At 67.4% G+C, this 15,073-nt stretch carries 12 protein-coding genes and 1 pseudogene; 6 read left to right on the top strand and 7 right to left on the bottom strand.

Going from position 1 to position 15,073, the window contains the following annotated elements; genetic code table 11:
* Positions 1-3: 3 nt before the first annotated feature.
* Complete coding sequence (locus tag OXU32_09585; protein ID MDE0074199.1) at positions 4-693, bottom strand: hypothetical protein; 690 nt, start codon at positions 691-693, stop codon at positions 4-6.
* A 217-nt stretch (positions 694-910) separates the two neighbouring features.
* On the opposite strand from OXU32_09585, the gene OXU32_09580 reads away from it, so the two are divergent.
* The gene (locus OXU32_09580) at positions 911-4,006 is read left to right on the top strand and encodes a hypothetical protein (protein MDE0074198.1); all 3,096 of its coding nucleotides are present in this window, start codon (positions 911-913) and stop codon (positions 4,004-4,006) included.
* A gap of 7 nt (positions 4,007-4,013) precedes the next feature.
* Here OXU32_09580 and OXU32_09575 read toward each other — a convergent pair whose 3' ends face one another.
* Both OXU32_09575 and OXU32_09570 read right to left on the bottom strand, forming a co-directional pair.
* The gene (locus OXU32_09575) at positions 4,014-4,535 is read right to left on the bottom strand and encodes a DinB family protein (GenBank protein ID MDE0074197.1); all 522 of its coding nucleotides are present in this window, start codon (positions 4,533-4,535) and stop codon (positions 4,014-4,016) included.
* A gap of 64 nt (positions 4,536-4,599) precedes the next feature.
* Positions 4,600-5,328 (bottom strand): porin family protein, encoded by a 729-nt coding sequence (locus tag OXU32_09570; protein MDE0074196.1) that lies wholly within the window; start codon positions 5,326-5,328, stop codon positions 4,600-4,602.
* A gap of 152 nt (positions 5,329-5,480) precedes the next feature.
* Here OXU32_09570 and OXU32_09565 point away from each other — a divergent pair, with 152 nt between their 5' ends.
* Positions 5,481-6,692 carry a hypothetical protein gene (locus OXU32_09565; protein MDE0074195.1) on the top strand — a complete coding sequence of 404 codons (1,212 nt, stop codon included), beginning with the start codon at positions 5,481-5,483 and terminating at the stop codon, positions 6,690-6,692.
* Here the strand turns inward: OXU32_09565 and OXU32_09560 are convergent.
* Positions 6,689-7,012 (bottom strand): annotated as a pseudogene (locus tag OXU32_09560) (peptide chain release factor-like protein). The gene OXU32_09565 and the pseudogene OXU32_09560 overlap by 4 nt on opposite strands.
* Before the next feature lie 61 nt (positions 7,013-7,073).
* Here OXU32_09560 and OXU32_09555 point away from each other — a divergent pair.
* Complete coding sequence (locus tag OXU32_09555; protein MDE0074194.1) at positions 7,074-8,135, top strand: AI-2E family transporter; 1,062 nt, start codon at positions 7,074-7,076, stop codon at positions 8,133-8,135.
* The gene (locus OXU32_09550) at positions 8,136-8,648 is read left to right on the top strand and encodes a hypothetical protein (GenBank protein MDE0074193.1); all 513 of its coding nucleotides are present in this window, start codon (positions 8,136-8,138) and stop codon (positions 8,646-8,648) included.
* A gap of 13 nt (positions 8,649-8,661) precedes the next feature.
* On the opposite strand, the gene OXU32_09545 is transcribed toward OXU32_09550, so the two are convergent.
* From OXU32_09545 to OXU32_09535, 3 genes are all read right to left on the bottom strand, one after another.
* Positions 8,662-8,874: a cold shock domain-containing protein gene (locus OXU32_09545; protein MDE0074192.1), complete on the bottom strand. Its 213-nt coding sequence runs from the start codon at positions 8,872-8,874 to the stop codon at positions 8,662-8,664.
* Between the two features lie 279 nt (positions 8,875-9,153).
* A complete protein-coding gene (locus OXU32_09540) occupies positions 9,154-10,164 on the bottom strand; it encodes an alpha/beta fold hydrolase (GenBank protein MDE0074191.1) in 1,011 nt (336 codons plus the stop codon).
* Positions 10,161-12,605 carry a zinc-dependent metalloprotease gene (locus OXU32_09535; protein MDE0074190.1) on the bottom strand — a complete coding sequence of 815 codons (2,445 nt, stop codon included), beginning with the start codon at positions 12,603-12,605 and terminating at the stop codon, positions 10,161-10,163. Before OXU32_09535 ends, OXU32_09540 begins: the two co-directional genes overlap by 4 nt.
* 241 nt (positions 12,606-12,846) lie before the next feature.
* Between OXU32_09535 and OXU32_09530 the strand changes: the two genes are divergently transcribed.
* Together OXU32_09530 and OXU32_09525 are read left to right on the top strand one after the other, a co-directional pair.
* Positions 12,847-13,530, top strand: a complete 684-nt coding sequence (locus tag OXU32_09530) for a TetR/AcrR family transcriptional regulator (GenBank protein MDE0074189.1) — start codon at positions 12,847-12,849, stop codon at positions 13,528-13,530.
* Positions 13,531-13,586: 56 nt separating this feature from the next.
* Complete coding sequence (locus tag OXU32_09525; protein ID MDE0074188.1) at positions 13,587-15,065, top strand: TolC family protein; 1,479 nt, start codon at positions 13,587-13,589, stop codon at positions 15,063-15,065.
* Positions 15,066-15,073: the final 8 nt, after the last annotated feature.

Here is a 15,073-nt window from a genome sequence, read left to right as displayed (position 1 = left end):
CGTTCACCTCAGCCCATAGCGCAGGCCGATGCTGATGATGGGCCAGAAGCTGAGCCACCCACCGGCGTCGTCCTCGGCGTCCCGTCTCTCGGTCTCGAGGTCGGTCCGGAATCGGGCCGAGCCGAGCACCGCCGGATCCCCCGTCGCGGACATCTCGAATCCCGCGTCCAGTGGAAAGGCGCCGCCAGCGTCCACCACGAAGCCAAGCCTCCGCGACCGGCGCGATCCATAGCCGAGGAGCGCGTAGGGAGTGATCGACCCGGCGACCAGCGTCGTCGCCAGCGTGCGAACCTCAGGCTGTGTGTAGTAGCCCCCGCCTATGTCAATCGAGGCGCCGTTTCCGTAGGTGATTTCGTAGACGGGGTCGCCTGCGCGGATCAATAGACCCGCTCCGGCGCGCAGAGCCCCAGACGAGACCTCCGCGCCGATCGTGATCATTGCGCTCGGCAGGGACAATTCGGCCGTACGGTTGTCGGCGAGCCCGAACCTGCCGGTCAGGTCCAGGCCGAATCCGTAAAGACCGGCTCCACCTCGGAGCGCGAAGGTCTCGTTGAAGGCAACCCCGACATCGGCACCCATGCCAAGTGTCCCCAAATGCGCGCCGAGAGCGATGTTCTCCTGGAGGGCGCGCGCGGGCTGCGCGGGCGCAAGCAAGGAAAGCACGGCGAAAAGAACCAACGTGAATTGTTTCATTTGGGCTCCGATCAGGTTCGTCGGTGGCTCCTGCGAGACGAGTGCATATGCCAGCGGAAGCGTCTGACTTGCACTCTCTGGCGCCGGCACGTGGTACACCAGCACTCGGCGTTCGTGCACCCGCGTGGCTTGATGGAGGGGAGGTTGATCGCCTCCGTGCCGCAGCCGAAGTTGGAAGTCGTCCCGGAGTTGCATCCCCCTGGCCACGGACCGCTCGATGATCCATCCAAGCCCAGCGACCGCCTGCCCCCGCGCCCATCCTCGCCGCCTCCTCGCCTCCATGCTCGGCTTCACCTGTCTCTGCATCGGCATCGTGGCCGTGGCTCCCTTGTCTGGCCAGGTCACGACCGGCCAGCTGGACGCCCTCCGCCCCCGCAACATCGGCCCCGCCGTCATGAGCGGGCGGATCGTGGACCTGGCGGTCGCGGAGTCCGACCCCATCAAGTTCTATGTCGCCTCCTCGACCGGGGGCGTCTACAAGACCGGCGACAACGGCATCACCCTGGTGCCGGTGTTCGAGGACGAGGGCACCCACTCGGTGGGGGCGATCGCATTGCACCAGCGGGACACCTCGGTCGTATGGGTCGGCACCGGCGAGCGGGCGAACCGGCAGAGCTCCTCGTGGGGCGACGGCGTGTACAAGAGCACCGACGGCGGCGAGACGTGGACGAACGTGGGGCTTCGCGACAGCAAGCACATCGGGCGCATCGCCCTCCACCCCGACGACCCCGATCTCGTCTACGTCGCGGCGATGGGCCACCTGTGGGGTCCCAACGACGAGCGCGGCCTGTACCGGAGCGCCGACGGGGGCGCGACCTGGGAACCCATCCTGCAGGTCGACGAAAACACCGGCGTGGTGGACGTGGCGCTGGACCCGGAGGACCCGGGCATCGTCTACGCCGCCACCTATCAGCGGCGTCGGCGTCCCTGGGGATTCCACGGCGGCGGCCCCGGGAGCGCGCTCTACCGCAGTGCCGACGGCGGCGACACCTGGGATCGGCTGTCGGGTCCGGGGATTGCCCGCGGGCTCCCGGATGGGATCCTGGGACGCATCGGCATCTCCATATACCGGAGCGACCCGCGCATCGTCTACGCGAGCGTCGAGCAGGGCTACCGCTACAACGCGTCCACCGCCTACACCGAGCGCCGCGCCGGCATCTACCGGTCCGAGGACCGCGGCCAGACCTGGGAGTTCATGAGCGACTGGAATCCCCGGCCCATGTACGCGAGCCAGATCCTGGTCGATCCGAGCGACGACCAGCGCATATACATGATGAACAGCTATTCCTTTTCCGACGACGGGGGACGCACCTTCACCGTCCCGCCCCAGAGCCTGCACGGCGACGACCGCCTGGTCTGGGTCAACCCCGACGACTCGCGCCACGTGATGAAGGCCGACGACGGCGGGCTCGGCATCTCCTACGACCGCGGCCTGAACTGGCTCTACATCTCCGACCTGCCGGTGAGCCAATACTACCGCGTCCAGGTCGATATGGCGGAGCCCTACAACGTCTATGGAGGCCTCCAGGACAATGGTTCCTGGATGGGGCCCAGCGAGACGTACCGCACGGAGGGGATCGTCAACAGCGACTGGACCCGCCTCGGCGGCGGCGATGGCTTTGTGAATATACCGGATACAACCAACAACTATATCATATATACGGAATCACAATATCTGGGACTATCCAGACTCGATATTCGGAGCGGGCAGCGAACCAGCATCCGGCCCGGCAATCCCGAGGGGAATATCGCGGGCCGCCGCAACTGGGAGACCTGGAGGGAGGTGGGCACCTTCGAGGAGCAGCGCCTCGGCAACGCCATGGAGCCCGCCAACTGGGACGGCCCCTTCATCATCTCTCCGCACGACGGGTCCACCCTGTACGCCGGGACCCGGACCATGTGGAAGACCACCGACCAGGGCGACTCGTGGCAGGCGCTGGGCGACCTCACCACCGGCGTGGACCGGCGCACCCTGCCGGTCATGGGGCAGATGCCGGACGACCTCACGCCATCCCTGGACGACGGCGTCCCCTACTATCCCACCATCTCGGCCGTCGCCGAGAGCCCGCTCAGGCAGGACCTCATATACGCCGGCACCGCCGATGGCCGCCTCCACGTCTCGCGCGACGGGGGCGAGCGCTGGACCGATGTGGCCGCCCGCGACGTGTCCGATTCGGACGAGCCCTCCGTATTCCCCGACTTTCCCGGCCTTCCTCCGGGGGCGTGGGTGAACGGCATCGAGCCCTCCCGGCACGACGAGGCGCGCGTCTACGCGGTCTGGAACAACTACCGCAACGACGACTACGCCAACTACCTGTACCGCTCCGACGACTACGGCGACACCTGGGTCTCGATCACCGGCGACCTGCCGGCCGAGCGCGTGCTGCGCACGGTGCGCGAGGACCCGCGCAATCCCTCGGTGCTCTTCCTGGGGGCCGAGATCGGGCTCTTCTACACGATGGACGGCGGGGAACACTGGACCGAACTGCGGGGCGGGATGCCTACGCTCCCGTTCAACGACCTCGTGATCCATGCGCGCGACAACGACCTCGTGCTCGGGACCCACGGGCGCGGAATCTGGATCCTCGACCAGATCAACGCGCTGCAGGAGCTGACGCCGGAGGTCATGGCCGGCGCCGCCCACCTGTTCACCATCGAGCCCGCCACCCAGATCCGGCGCGCGGGCGGAGCCGCTCACGCCGGCGACATCCACTACCAGGGCGAGAATCCGCCCAACGGCGCCATCCTCGACTACTGGCTCGGCGACGCGACCGCGGACGGGACGGTTAGCATTGCCATCGAGGACGAAGGCGGCGCCCTCGTCGCGACGGTGGACGGGACCACGGGGCAGGGAATGAACCGGGTGGTGTGGGACATGCGCCATCAGGTGGAAGCCGGACGGGGCCCGCTGGTCATCCCCGGCACCTACACCGCGCACCTGCAGGCTACGGGGGTGGAGTCCGCGCAACGTTTCCTGGTGCGTGAGGATCCGCGAATCGATGCGCCCGCCGACGTAAGGGCAGCGTGGACAGCCACTTTGCTGGAGCTGGCCGAGGCGAGAGCCCGGGTCGCCTCCGAAGGATCGCGCATCGAGGAGGCGCTGGAAGGGATCGCTGCGGACGACATCGGCCCGCGCGCCGCCAAGCTGCGCGACCTGGGCCGCGAATTCGGGGAGCTGGCCAGCCGGTTCGCCCGCCTTACCGGGGCGGTGGAAGGCGTGGTCGCCCCGCTCACCCAGGACCAGCAGGCGCAGCGCGCGTTCTACATGGAGATGCTGGAGACGCTGACGCGGGAGGCGCGGGAGGTCGGATAGCCCCGGACTACGCCAGATAGCGCTCCATCAGCACCTGCCGGTGATGACGCGAGTGCCCGGCGATAATCCAGGCCAGGCTCCTGACGGTGAACTCGTAGCCGCTGGCGACGCCGCGCCGGTTCCACGCGTCCTCCGGAAAGCTGCGCAGCAGCAGGAGGGTGGCCGTCCGGACCGCCGACAACTCCTCGGAGAGGTCGGCAAGGGTGCGCTGGTCGGCCCCGGACTCGGCCGCGTAGGAGTTCTCGTCGAACGACGGATAGTGTGACGCGTCGCCGCGCGCGAAGGCCATTGCGCGCACGCTGAACATCCGTTCGGCATCGATGACGTGTCCCACCACCTCGCGGATGGACCACTTTCCCGGGGCGTAGCGATATCCCTCGTGGTCGGGAGGCACTGCCGCCAGAAGATCGCGCCACTCAGCGCCCTCGCTCTCCAGCCGCTCGAGAAGCGGTGCCTCGACGGCCGCGACGTAGCTCGCGTAGAAGTCGGCGTACTCGTCCGAGTGGGGTTTTCGGGTTGGATTCACCATGCTCTGTCTGTTCTCCGTCGAGTCTGTCGGTGCGGGAGCCCGGGTGCTCCCACCGTTCCCGTCTCTAGCCGATCGGCAGCACCAGACCCGCCTGCACCGTGAGCGCCCGGTGTTTCAACGATCCGCCAGCGTCCCACGAGACGTTGGAAAGCCCCAGAGTATAGAGCAAGCCCAGACTGGCGTCGATTGAATCGGTCAACCCGATGTCGATTCCGGCGCCCGCGGCGAGGCCGAAATCGATCTTCTGGAAATTGAGCTCGCCTTCATCGCAATCGGTGCGGACGTTGAATGCGGCCGGCTCGTCCAGACCGCTGAGGCGGGCGACTCCCTCGCATGATGACTGCAGGCCCAGCGCCGGTCCCGCGAGCAGGTGTCCGGACACGCGGTCGCCCGACAGCGGGAATTCGACTCTGGCCAGGGCCGAGAGCTCGACATAGTCCATCTCGTAGTCCGCGTCGAAGCTCGCGCCCGGCGGCATTTCCTCGAATCCGCCGAACATGTCACCCATCATCCCCAATACCCCGAGCACGTCCAGGCGTCCTCCCTTCTGGACGTAGCGGCCCCCAAGCTGGAGCCCGAAGTGGTCCGAGACCGGAAGGGTGGCCGCGAGACCGATCGACATCCTCGTAAGAGACTCGAAAACCGAAGATGCTCCGTCCGCGTCGGTGCTCAGGGAGGTCCGGTTCACCCCGCCCGTGAGGGACAACGTGGTCTGCGCGCGAACAGGCGCTCCCGGCGCGAGCAGGACGGCGGTCAGGAGCGCAGGACCCAGAAGTGTGGAAAACCGTTGCATGAGGATCCCGCCGGTGGAGGTTGAAGAAGGGCATTCGAGGGCCCGGACGGCATGCTGGCCGGACAGACATCGGTTGAGCAATATTCGGACCATGAGAGGATTCCGAGTGAACAGCTTCACTCTCACCCGAGCTGTCCCCTGGGGAGGACACCATGAACCCCGACTCGCCCGGCAGGCTCCCGTTCGCCTGTCACGTACTGGCGCTCCTCGCGGTGGTCGCCGCGGCCTGCGTCTCGGAAGCCCCGCGCGCCACCGACCTCACGATCACGACCGACACCGTCGGTGGCATCGTGCGCGTGACCAACACGGGGACCGCGCCCGAATGGCAGCTCACCCCGGTCGTGTCCATCGGCCCGAAGTCCCTGTCGGAAACGGGCGCTCCGGAGGAGTTCGGCCGGGTCAACAGCGCCGCTCTCGGGCCGGATGAGGCCGTGTTCGTTGCCGACGGCTTCAACGACGAAGTCCGGGTCTTCGGCCTGGACGGGGTCCATCGACGCACCTTCGGCCGGAACGGTGATGGCCCGGGCGAGTTTCGAAGTCTGTATTCGGTTGCATGGATGGGCGACCGTCTCCTGACCCTGGATTCCAGTCTGGGTCGCATCGGAGCGTTCTCCGCCGACGGCGAGTGGCTCGGACAACAGCGGGTCGAGGGGAGCTTCAGCGGCGACCCCGCCGGCATTCGGCTCATGCCCGTCGGCCCGGACGAGTTCTATCGACTCGGACTTCTCAGGGATGCGACCGGAGTCGAGTCTCTGCTCGTCGGCCACGACGTCCGCGGGGAGACGGGCGACACGCTGTCGTGGCTCCAGCCCCCGCCGGGTCCGGCTGGCTTCATCCTTTGCCGGTACGGTGGAATGATCACCTCTTTCTCCGTCCCGTTCGGTCCGGGGCTGGCTCAACACCCCGGCCCCGGCGCCGTGATGTATTCGGCGATGACGGACGCCTATCGAATTGCGGTCACGGGACGCAACGGCGATACCCTGCGCGTGATCGAACGCCCTCTTCCGCCCGAGCCCATCTCGGATGAAGAATGGGCGGCCGGGAATCGGGACTTCGAGGAACTCCTTGCCGAGCGGCCGGATGCGGAGTGCGATCCCCGACGACCGAGCCGGCCGGAGGCGAAGTCCTTCATCCAGGGCTTCTTCATCGCCCCCGACGGCAAGCTCTGGGTGGAGGTGATCCGAACGGCCGGCAACCGCTGGGAGTTCTTCGATCCCGAAGGGCGACTGCTCGGCACCGTTCCCGCCCCCGCGCGCAAGGAACGCGCCGCTCCCGCCTTCAGCGCCGATCATCTCATAACGATCCGCCAGGACAGCCTCGACCTGGACCATGTCGACGTCTGGAGGATCGAAAGGATGCCCTAGCCTTCCTCCTCCGGCCTCCGCCGCAACCGCTTCACCTTACCGCGCCTGCGCTTCGCCTCCAGCCGCTTGCGCTTCTGGGCCTCGGGCACGCGCGTGGGAATTCGCTTCGGCTTCCGCGCCAGATGTTCCTCGAGGCGCCGGCGAAGCCTGACCAGCGCGACCTGCCGATTGCGGTGCTGGCTGCGGCGCTCCCGGGCCGTTACCACGATGCCGGTGGGGAGATGTGTGAGGCGGACGGCGCTGTCGGTCACGTTCTGATGCTGCCCGCCCTTGCCTCCGGCGCGCAGCGTGTCGACCCTACATTCACGCAGGAGCACCTCGTCGGACTCGGGGAGGGCGTAGCGCCCGGATGCTCCGGTCTCGCTCACCGGTAGATCGCGAATGCTGGAACGACAGGAAGACAAGCGCGGCGCGCGCGTGCTGGGGGTCCTCGCATCGGTCGTGGTCGTCGTCGCCGGCCTGAAGCTGGCGGCCAGCATTCTCTCGCTCTTCTTCCTCGCACTGGTCCTCGCGTTCCTCACCCTTCCGGTGATGATGTGGCTGCGCCGGTATGGCGTGCCCTCCCCGCTCGCAATCCTGATCTCCGTGCTGCTGGTGGCCGCCGTCGTGGGAGGCCTGCTCCTGCTGGCGAGTCAGGCGTTCGCCGAATTCCAGGCCCGCTATCCCGCATACGAGATTCGTCTGCTTCTGCTCTGGGAAGTATGGGAGGCGAGGCTGGCCGAGGTCGAGCTTCCCCTCGTGGGCAACGTCTTCGCGGCGTTGACCGACCTGTTCTCGTTCGAAGCAGCGCTCGACTTCGCCACCGGCACCATCCAGCGGGTCCTGGCCCTGGTGACCGACACCTTCCTGGTCCTGCTGATCATGGTCTTCATTCTGGCCGAGGCGGCGGTCTTCCCGCGCAAGCTGCGCATGGCGCTGGGCGATGTCGGGGACGACTCGATCAGGCTGACCAAGATCGTTCGCGAAGTCCAGACCTACCTGACCATCAAGACCCTGGTTTCCCTGGCCACGGGGATCACCATCGGTCTCTTCGCAGCGGCCATCGGCCTCGATTTCCCGGTGTTGCTCGGGCTCATCGGCTTCGTCCTCAACTACATCCCCACCATCGGGTCGGTCATCGCCTCCGTGCCCGCCGTACTGTTGGCGCTCATCCAGTTCGGCCTGGGCTCGGCGCTGGGCGTGGGCGTCGTCTACCTGGGCATCAACACCGTCTTCGGAAACATCATCGAACCCAACCTGATGGGACGCCGGCTCGGCCTTTCAACCCTCGTCGTCGTTCTCTCCCTCATCTTCTGGGGATGGGTCTGGGGCCCACTGGGGATGTTCCTGTCGATTCCGCTGACCATGATTCTCAAGATCCTGCTCGAAAACACCCCCGATCTCCGCTGGATGGCGGTCCTGCTCGGGAAGGGTGCGGGCGATTCCCTCGCACGTGAGGAATAGGTGACCAGGACACAGCAGACCGATTCCGTCTTCGAGCGCCTGCCCGATCAGGCGCGGCTTTGGGTGTTCGCGAGCGAGCGACCCCTGTCTCAGCGGGAGTGCGCCGCGCTGTTCGAGCGCGTGGACGGCTTCCTGTCCCGCTGGAAGGCCCATGGAGCCCCTCTGGCGGCGGGACGGGCCTGGCTCTACGACCGGTTCCTGGCGGTTGCGGTGGACGAGAGCGTGACGCCTCCTTCGGGCTGCTCGATCGACGCCCTCGTGCACATGCTCAAGGAACTGGAAGCCGAGATAGGGTCCCGGCTGGTCGACAACACGCCTGTTTACTACCGCTCGTCCCGCGGCGTCGAGCGGGTGAGCCGGGGAGGGTTCAGGAAGCTGGCGGATGCCGGGGAGGTGACGCTGGACACGCCCGTGTTCAACAACACCATCACGCGGCTGGAGGAGTTCAGGGGCGGGAAATGGGAAGGCCCGGCCCGCCAAAGCTGGCAGGGCCGAGCCTTCTTCCGGGTCTGAGCCGCGGCTGAGGTCAGGACTCCAGCCGGACCACGTTCTCCGCAGCGGGGCCCTTGGGGCCGTCTACGATGTCGAACTCGACGCGCTCGCCCTCGGCCAGGGAGCGGAAGCCGTCTCCCGAGATGGCCGAGTAATGGACGAAGCAATCCTGGTTCCCCCCTTCGGGGTCCAGGAATCCATACCCCTTGGCGTCGTTGAACCATTTCACGGTTCCAGTCGTTCTCATTCTACTTCTTCCTCCTGATGACGCGGGACCGGCAGAGGGCGAGAAATTGCCGCAAGCGGCGCGATCCCGACGGTGGTGAGACTAATGCGAAAGGCCTGTGCGGCGATTGGTTACGGCGGATGATGCGTACGGCAGATGATTCTGAAGCTGCGGATCGGGGCGCCGGATCGTGAGTGCCCGGCGGAGCAAGCGCGCAAACGCTACAAGGACAACCGCAACTCGTCAAGGGACGTGATCGCTTGCGGGCGAAAAACACCGAGGTGGTTGGGGCAGACGTGGTCAGCTTTTCGGGCTCAGATGGTGCACCAGGAAGCGAACGGCCTCGCCGTCGGCGTGGATCGACGCGCGCCATGGCGTCTCGCCCTGGACGAAGCCGACGTGGCCGCCGCCGGGGGCGAACGCAGCCACAAGATGAGGGTTGGACGCCACCTGCTCGCAGGGGATGGCGTCGGGGCTCGCAATGGGATCGTCGCGGCTCTGGATGAGCAGCGCCGGCACCCGGATGCGCGCGAGGAACGGGCGCGCGTCCGCCCTGGCGTAGTAGTCGGCGGCGTCGGCGAAGCCGTGCAGCGGCGCCGTGAGCGCATCGTCGAACTCGCGCAGGGTGCGGGCGTGGAGCGCCGGCGCGGTGTCGATGGTGCCGTCGAGCAGCGCCTGCTTGGCGCGCACCTTCCTTCGCAGTGAACGCAGGAAGTAGCTGGTGTAGAAGCCGCCCATGAAGCCGCGGCTGATCCGGTCGCAGGATGCCGCCAGATCGAAGGGGACGCAGATGGTCGCGGCGGCGCCGATCGGGCTTTCCGCTCCCCTCTCGCCCAGGTACTTGAGGAGGACGTTTCCTCCCAGGCTGAAGCCGATCGCGCCGATGGGCCGGCCGGGATGGCGGCGCCGGAGGTGCTCCGCGACGAAGGACAGGTCGCCCGTTTCCCCGGCGTGATAGAAGCGGGCGGTCCGGTTCACTTCTCCCCCGCAGCCGCGGAAGTTCAGCCCGACGCCCCGCACGCCGCAGTCGAACAGGCGGCTCAGCACCCCTGCAGCGTAGCGACGCCGGATGTAGCCCTCCAGACCGTGGAGCACGAGCGCGATGGGGGCGTCCGGGCCCGGATCGGGGGTGAAGTCGAGGTCGAGGAAGTCGCCGTCCGGGGTATCCAGCCGGCAACGCTCGAGCGGATGCCAGCCGGCGGGACGGAAGAATGACCCCGCGAGCGTCTGGGCGTGCGGGTTTTTCAGCCACCACGGGGGCCGGAACGCCCGCGGCCGGAAGGGCGCCGCGGCCCCCGCTCCACGCGTCAACTCCCGTTCGCCGGATCCAGCATGGCCTCGATGCGCACCAGCACGTCCTCGTAGTGGAGCCGGGTCGCCCGGTCGCCCGTGCGCCCGGCACCTGAGCGCACCTCCCCGGCCAGCGTCGCAAGCTGCCCGCGCACCGCCGGCACGATGTCGGTGGCGAGGGCGTCCTCGTCCTCCATCAGCTCGGAGAAGCGCTCCAGATGGACCCGCTGCAGGTTGCGCCTGTAGGTGTCCGTGGCCTCGCCGCTCGCCGTCTCGCGCCAGAGCGCGCCGCGCAGGTCGTCGAGCATCTCGTTGAGCCCGTAGGCCGCCGCGCCGTCGAACGCCTCCTGCTCGATCAGGCGCTTCATGCGGTTCACGTCCAGCAGGCGGTTGAGGGCGGAGGCCTGCCAGCCCCCCAGCAGGTCGGGCGCCCCGGACCCCTGCACGCGGTCCAGGATGTCGGGATCGATCAGCCACGACGGCGTCCGAAAGACCTGCTCGTCCAGATAGGCCATCGCCCGTTCCTGGGTCTCCCGCTCCACGCGCTGATACGGGTAGCCGTCCTGGTCCTGGCTCTTCCGGTTCCAGTGCACCCCGCCGACGTTGGTCAGCACGTGTCCCGAGTAGCGGTTCCACTGCGCCCCGATCTGCTGGTGAAGCTCGCGCAACTGGGCGTATCCCTCGCCTTCCTCGTAGGTCCAGTCGCGCAGCGAGCCGGCGATGCGCCTCAGGTTGGCGATGCCCAGTTCCGACGCGTGCATGGCGTCGTCGCCGATGGCTTCCGTGAGCGACTCCGGGTCGGCCTGGCTGGGATCGCCGAAGCGATACACGGGGTCATCGCCCGTGTCCAGGATCCACTTGTGCAGCGTCGGCTTCTCTTCCTCCGGAGAACCCGCTTCCGGGATGGGCCGATAGCCCCAGCTGACCGAGTAGATGTCGTACGGGCCCACGCGCGGGAGCACACAGGCGTCGTCCCCGGGCTGCGCCACGTAGTTGAAGCGGGCGTAGTCCATGATAGACGGCGCCGTCCCCATCGTGCAGGTGAAGCTCGTGCGCAGCGAATCGACCGGATACGCGGCCGATGACTTCATGTTGTGCGGCAGCCCGATGGTGTGGCCCACCTCGTGCGCGGACACGAAGCGGATCAGCTCGCCCATCACCTCGTCGTCGAACTTGATCCCGCGCGCGTTCTCTTCGCGGGCCGCGGTCTGCACCAGGTACCAGTTGCGCAGCAGGTTCATCACGTTGTGATACCACTGGATGTCGCTCTCGAGGATCTCCCCCGTCCGCGGATCATGGACGTGAGGTCCCGACGCGTTCTGGACCGATGAGGCCAGGTAGCGGATCACCGAGTAGCGCGTATCCTCGGGGCTCCAGTCGGGGTCCTCCTCCGGCGAGGGGGGCTCGCGCCCCTCGATGGCGTTGCTGAATCCCGCCGCTTCGAACGCCACCTGCCAGTCGTTCACCCCCTGGATGATGTACGGGCGCCACTTCTCCGGCGTCGCGGGATCCACGTAGTAGACGATGGGCTGCACGGGGTCGACCAGCTCTCCGCGCGCCCACGCCTCCGGGTCCGACGGCTCGAGCCGCCAGCGGGTGATGAAACGCTCCTGCTCGGCGCGCTGCTCGTCCAGCCCGTAGTTGGTGCGGGTCACGGAGAAATAGCCGACCCGCTCGTCCCACAGGCGCGGCTGCATGGGCTCGTCGGGCAGCAGCAGCATGGAGTGGTTCATCTCGAGCGAGAGGGTGTTCGACTCGGCGTCGGACGGAGCCTCGGTGGCCTGGTAGGTGACCACCCGGCGCACCTCGACGTTGCGCGGGAAGCTGCGCACCGACTCGATGAAGGTGCGGTCCCCGTCGAGGCTGCGAACCTCGTACTGCTCCCGCCGCTGCGGGCGAATGCCGAAAAGCGGCACGTCGCTCTCGAACAGGTCGTTGACCTGAATGACGACGGCCGATGAGTCCTCGGACACGGTCTCGACGTCGAAGACGTGAATAACGGGCTCGAAGTTGGAGTTCAGCACCGACTGATAGATGGTGCTCTCCGGGTCGGCGTAGTTCTCGTGGCTCACCTGGCGCAGCATCACCTGGTCGCCGCGCCGTTGCCAGCGCACCACCGCGGTCCCCTCCTTGGCGCCGCCCCAGCCCACGTTCTCCGCGGTGCGGGAGATCCGTGACACCACCAGCATCTCGCGCCCGAACTGCTCGACGGGGATCTCGTAGAAGAAGTCCGTATCGACCTGGTGGACGGCGAACAGGCCGTCGTCGCTGACGGCGTCGCCGGTGATGACCTCGGAGTACGACGACATGGCGTCATCGTCCCGATCCGATCCCGCAGGCGAGGGGGTGGGCCCGGGATCCGCGTGCCCGGCGGTGCAGGCGGCCAGGGCAGGCGGCACTAGAAAAAGGGGCAACAGGCGAAGAACGGGCATCAGGCGGAGCGAAACGTCAGAGCGTGGCATGGGAGTCTCCGGCAGCAGATTCGGCGTGGCGGGGGTCTGTGAACGTGGCGGGGGTTGTCGAACGCGAGGGGACCGCTCGGAAGTTAGAAAACCGGGAGGGCCCATGCCACGTCGCGGAGCGGGGCGCGATGCCGCGCTTCGGCCGGCGCAGCAGACAACCGTGCGGATGATGTGCCCGGAGGACCGGGGCAGGCGAGTCCGGGCCGTTGAACCCGCCGAGCGATTTGTTTACACTGTTCACATGGCCATTCAGCGAGACGATATCCGAAGCCACGCGACCGAACTCTATCTTTGTGGAGGGCTCAGGGCGCTTTCCATGCGCAACCTGGCGGCCAGGCTGGGCGTGACCGCGCCTGCGCTGTATCGCCATTACGCCAGCAAGGACGAAGTGCTGCGCGATATGGTGCGCGAGGCCTACCGGCAGTCGGCCGCCTACATCTACCGGGCGCTCTCGGCCGCCACGCCCCTGGAACGGTTCCGGCGCGCCGGGGAGGAGAACCTCGATTTCGCCCTGACGCATCCGCGCTGGTACGAGATGATGTACCTCTCGCCGGAGCGCTTCGGCTGGTCCGACTACCCGCCCGAAGTGGCTGCCCATGCTCACGCTACACACCAGTTCTGGATGGACCGGGTGCGCGAGTGCGTGGATGCCGGGTACCTGAGGGCCGAAGCCGACATCCGCGACGTGGGGATGACTATGTGGGCCCATTCCCATGGCCTGATCACGATCTACATGCGGGGACTGCTGAGCCTGAGCGAGACCGAGTTCCGGGACGCCTACCGGGCTTCCGCCCGGCGGATGCTGCTGGGCCTCGGAACCCGCAAGCTGCTCAGCGAGGTGCAGGGCGGGGAGCAGGCCGGATCGAACCGTGCCGGGGAAACAGACGAATACCAGCAAACCGAATACAGCGAGGCATACGGATGATGAACGATAGCGGGCGGCGGTGGACGGGAGTCAGGCGGAATGTGGGGATCCTGGGGATGGTAGTGAACGCTGTTCTCTTCATGATCGTGGCCGTTGAGACCGCGTTGCCGGCCTTTCTTGGTGCCCAGGAGCCGGTTTCGGCCGCAGCCCCGTCGGGCGAGGTGCTGACGCTACCGGACGTGGTCTCCATGGCGCTCCGGCGCAACCGCGACGTTCGCGATGCGCGCTTTGCCCTGGACCTGGCGCAGGAGCAGGTGTCGGAAGCCTGGGGCGGCGTCCTGCCGACCGTCAGCATGGATGCCAACTACACCCGCAACGTCTCTCCCGCCGTATCTTTCCTTCCGGCCCGTTTCTTCAATCCCGATGCGGGTCCCGACGAACTCCTCCAGGTACAGTTCGGGGCCGACAACAGTTGGAACACGAGCATCAACGTGGAGCAGCCGCTCTTCGATGCGCGTGTGTTCGTAGGCCTGGGAGCGGCCCAGCGCCTGGCGTCGATCCAGGAGGAATTCGTCCGCGGGCGCAGCCAGAACCTGGTCACGCGGGTGCGGCTGGCCTACTACGATCTGCTCCTGGCGCAGGAACAGGAGCGGCTCACGCGCAATTCCGTCACGCGGGTGCGCCAGTCCGTCAAGGAGACCAGCGCGATGAACCGGGCCGGGCTGGCGTCTGCCTACGACCAGCTCCGCATCGAGGTGGAACTGGCCAATCTGGAGCCGAACCTGCGCCGCGCAGAAAACGCCGCGATGCAGTTCCGCCGGGTGCTCGCGGTGGAACTCGCGCTGGAAGACCAGGAGAGCCTGCAGGTGGCCGGGTCCCTGGCCTCGATGGATCTGGACGATCCCGCAGGCAACACGCCGGCCAACCGTGCGATCCTGGCGTTCGCCGGTTCGGCGCCGCTGCAGGGCGCCGCCGAGCAGCGGGTCCAGCAGGCATGGGAACGGCGGTCGGATCTGCGCCAGTTGGAGATGGCCGAGCGTCTGCGCCACTCCGAGATGCGCCTGGAACAGATGCAGTACCTGCCCACGGTCTCGTTCTTCGGCAACTACGTGCTTCAGGCGCAGCAGAACGGACCGCCGGACTTCTTCGGCGACCCGATGTCGCGGGCGTCGGCGCAGGCGGTCGGGATCTCGGTGAGCGTCCCGATCTTCGAGGGCTTCCGCAAGGACGCCCGCGTCGACCAGCGCCGGGCGGCGTGGCGGCAGGCCGAGACCCAGTTCCGGTTCGCGCGCGACCAGGCGGCGAGCCAGGTAAAGTCGCTGATCGAACTGGCCGATGAGGCGCGGGCCCGGGCGCGCGGGCAGAAGCTGGCGGTCCAACAGGCGCAGCGCGGCTTCGAGATCGCCTCCGCGCAATACCGCGAGGGTCTGAGCGGCCAGCTCGAGCTTACGGACGCCGAGGTGGCGCTCAGACAGAGCGAGTTCAACTACGCGCAGGCCGTGTACGACTATCTGGTGGCCTGGGCGCAGCTCGACGAAGCGGTTGGCGCCGTGCCGATGGTGGATTCGCAATTCAGGCAGGCTGACGGACAGTAGACAACACG

The organism is Gammaproteobacteria bacterium (assembly GCA_028819075.1).
GTDB lineage: Bacteria > Gemmatimonadota > Gemmatimonadetes > Longimicrobiales > Gaopeijiaceae > BD2-11.
This window is presented reverse-complemented; position numbering and strand designations above follow the sequence as displayed.

Bases quoted from the DNA above. Each gene is read 5' to 3' on its own strand.
- OXU32_09585 (MDE0074199.1), bottom strand. From the start codon at position 693: ATGAAACAATTCACGTTGGTTCTTTTCGCCGTGCTTTCCTTGCTTGCG.
- OXU32_09580 (MDE0074198.1), top strand. From the start codon at position 911: ATGATCCATCCAAGCCCAGCGACCGCCTGCCCCCGCGCCCATCCTCGC.
- OXU32_09575 (MDE0074197.1), bottom strand. From the start codon at position 4,535: ATGGTGAATCCAACCCGAAAACCCCACTCGGACGAGTACGCCGACTTC.
- OXU32_09570 (MDE0074196.1), bottom strand. From the start codon at position 5,328: ATGCAACGGTTTTCCACACTTCTGGGTCCTGCGCTCCTGACCGCCGTC.
- OXU32_09565 (MDE0074195.1), top strand. From the start codon at position 5,481: ATGAACCCCGACTCGCCCGGCAGGCTCCCGTTCGCCTGTCACGTACTG.
- OXU32_09555 (MDE0074194.1), top strand. From the start codon at position 7,074: ATGCTGGAACGACAGGAAGACAAGCGCGGCGCGCGCGTGCTGGGGGTC.
- OXU32_09545 (MDE0074192.1), bottom strand. From the start codon at position 8,874: ATGAGAACGACTGGAACCGTGAAATGGTTCAACGACGCCAAGGGGTAT.
- OXU32_09535 (MDE0074190.1), bottom strand. From the start codon at position 12,605: ATGCCACGCTCTGACGTTTCGCTCCGCCTGATGCCCGTTCTTCGCCTG.
- OXU32_09530 (MDE0074189.1), top strand. From the start codon at position 12,847: ATGGCCATTCAGCGAGACGATATCCGAAGCCACGCGACCGAACTCTAT.
- OXU32_09525 (MDE0074188.1), top strand. From the start codon at position 13,587: ATGGTAGTGAACGCTGTTCTCTTCATGATCGTGGCCGTTGAGACCGCG.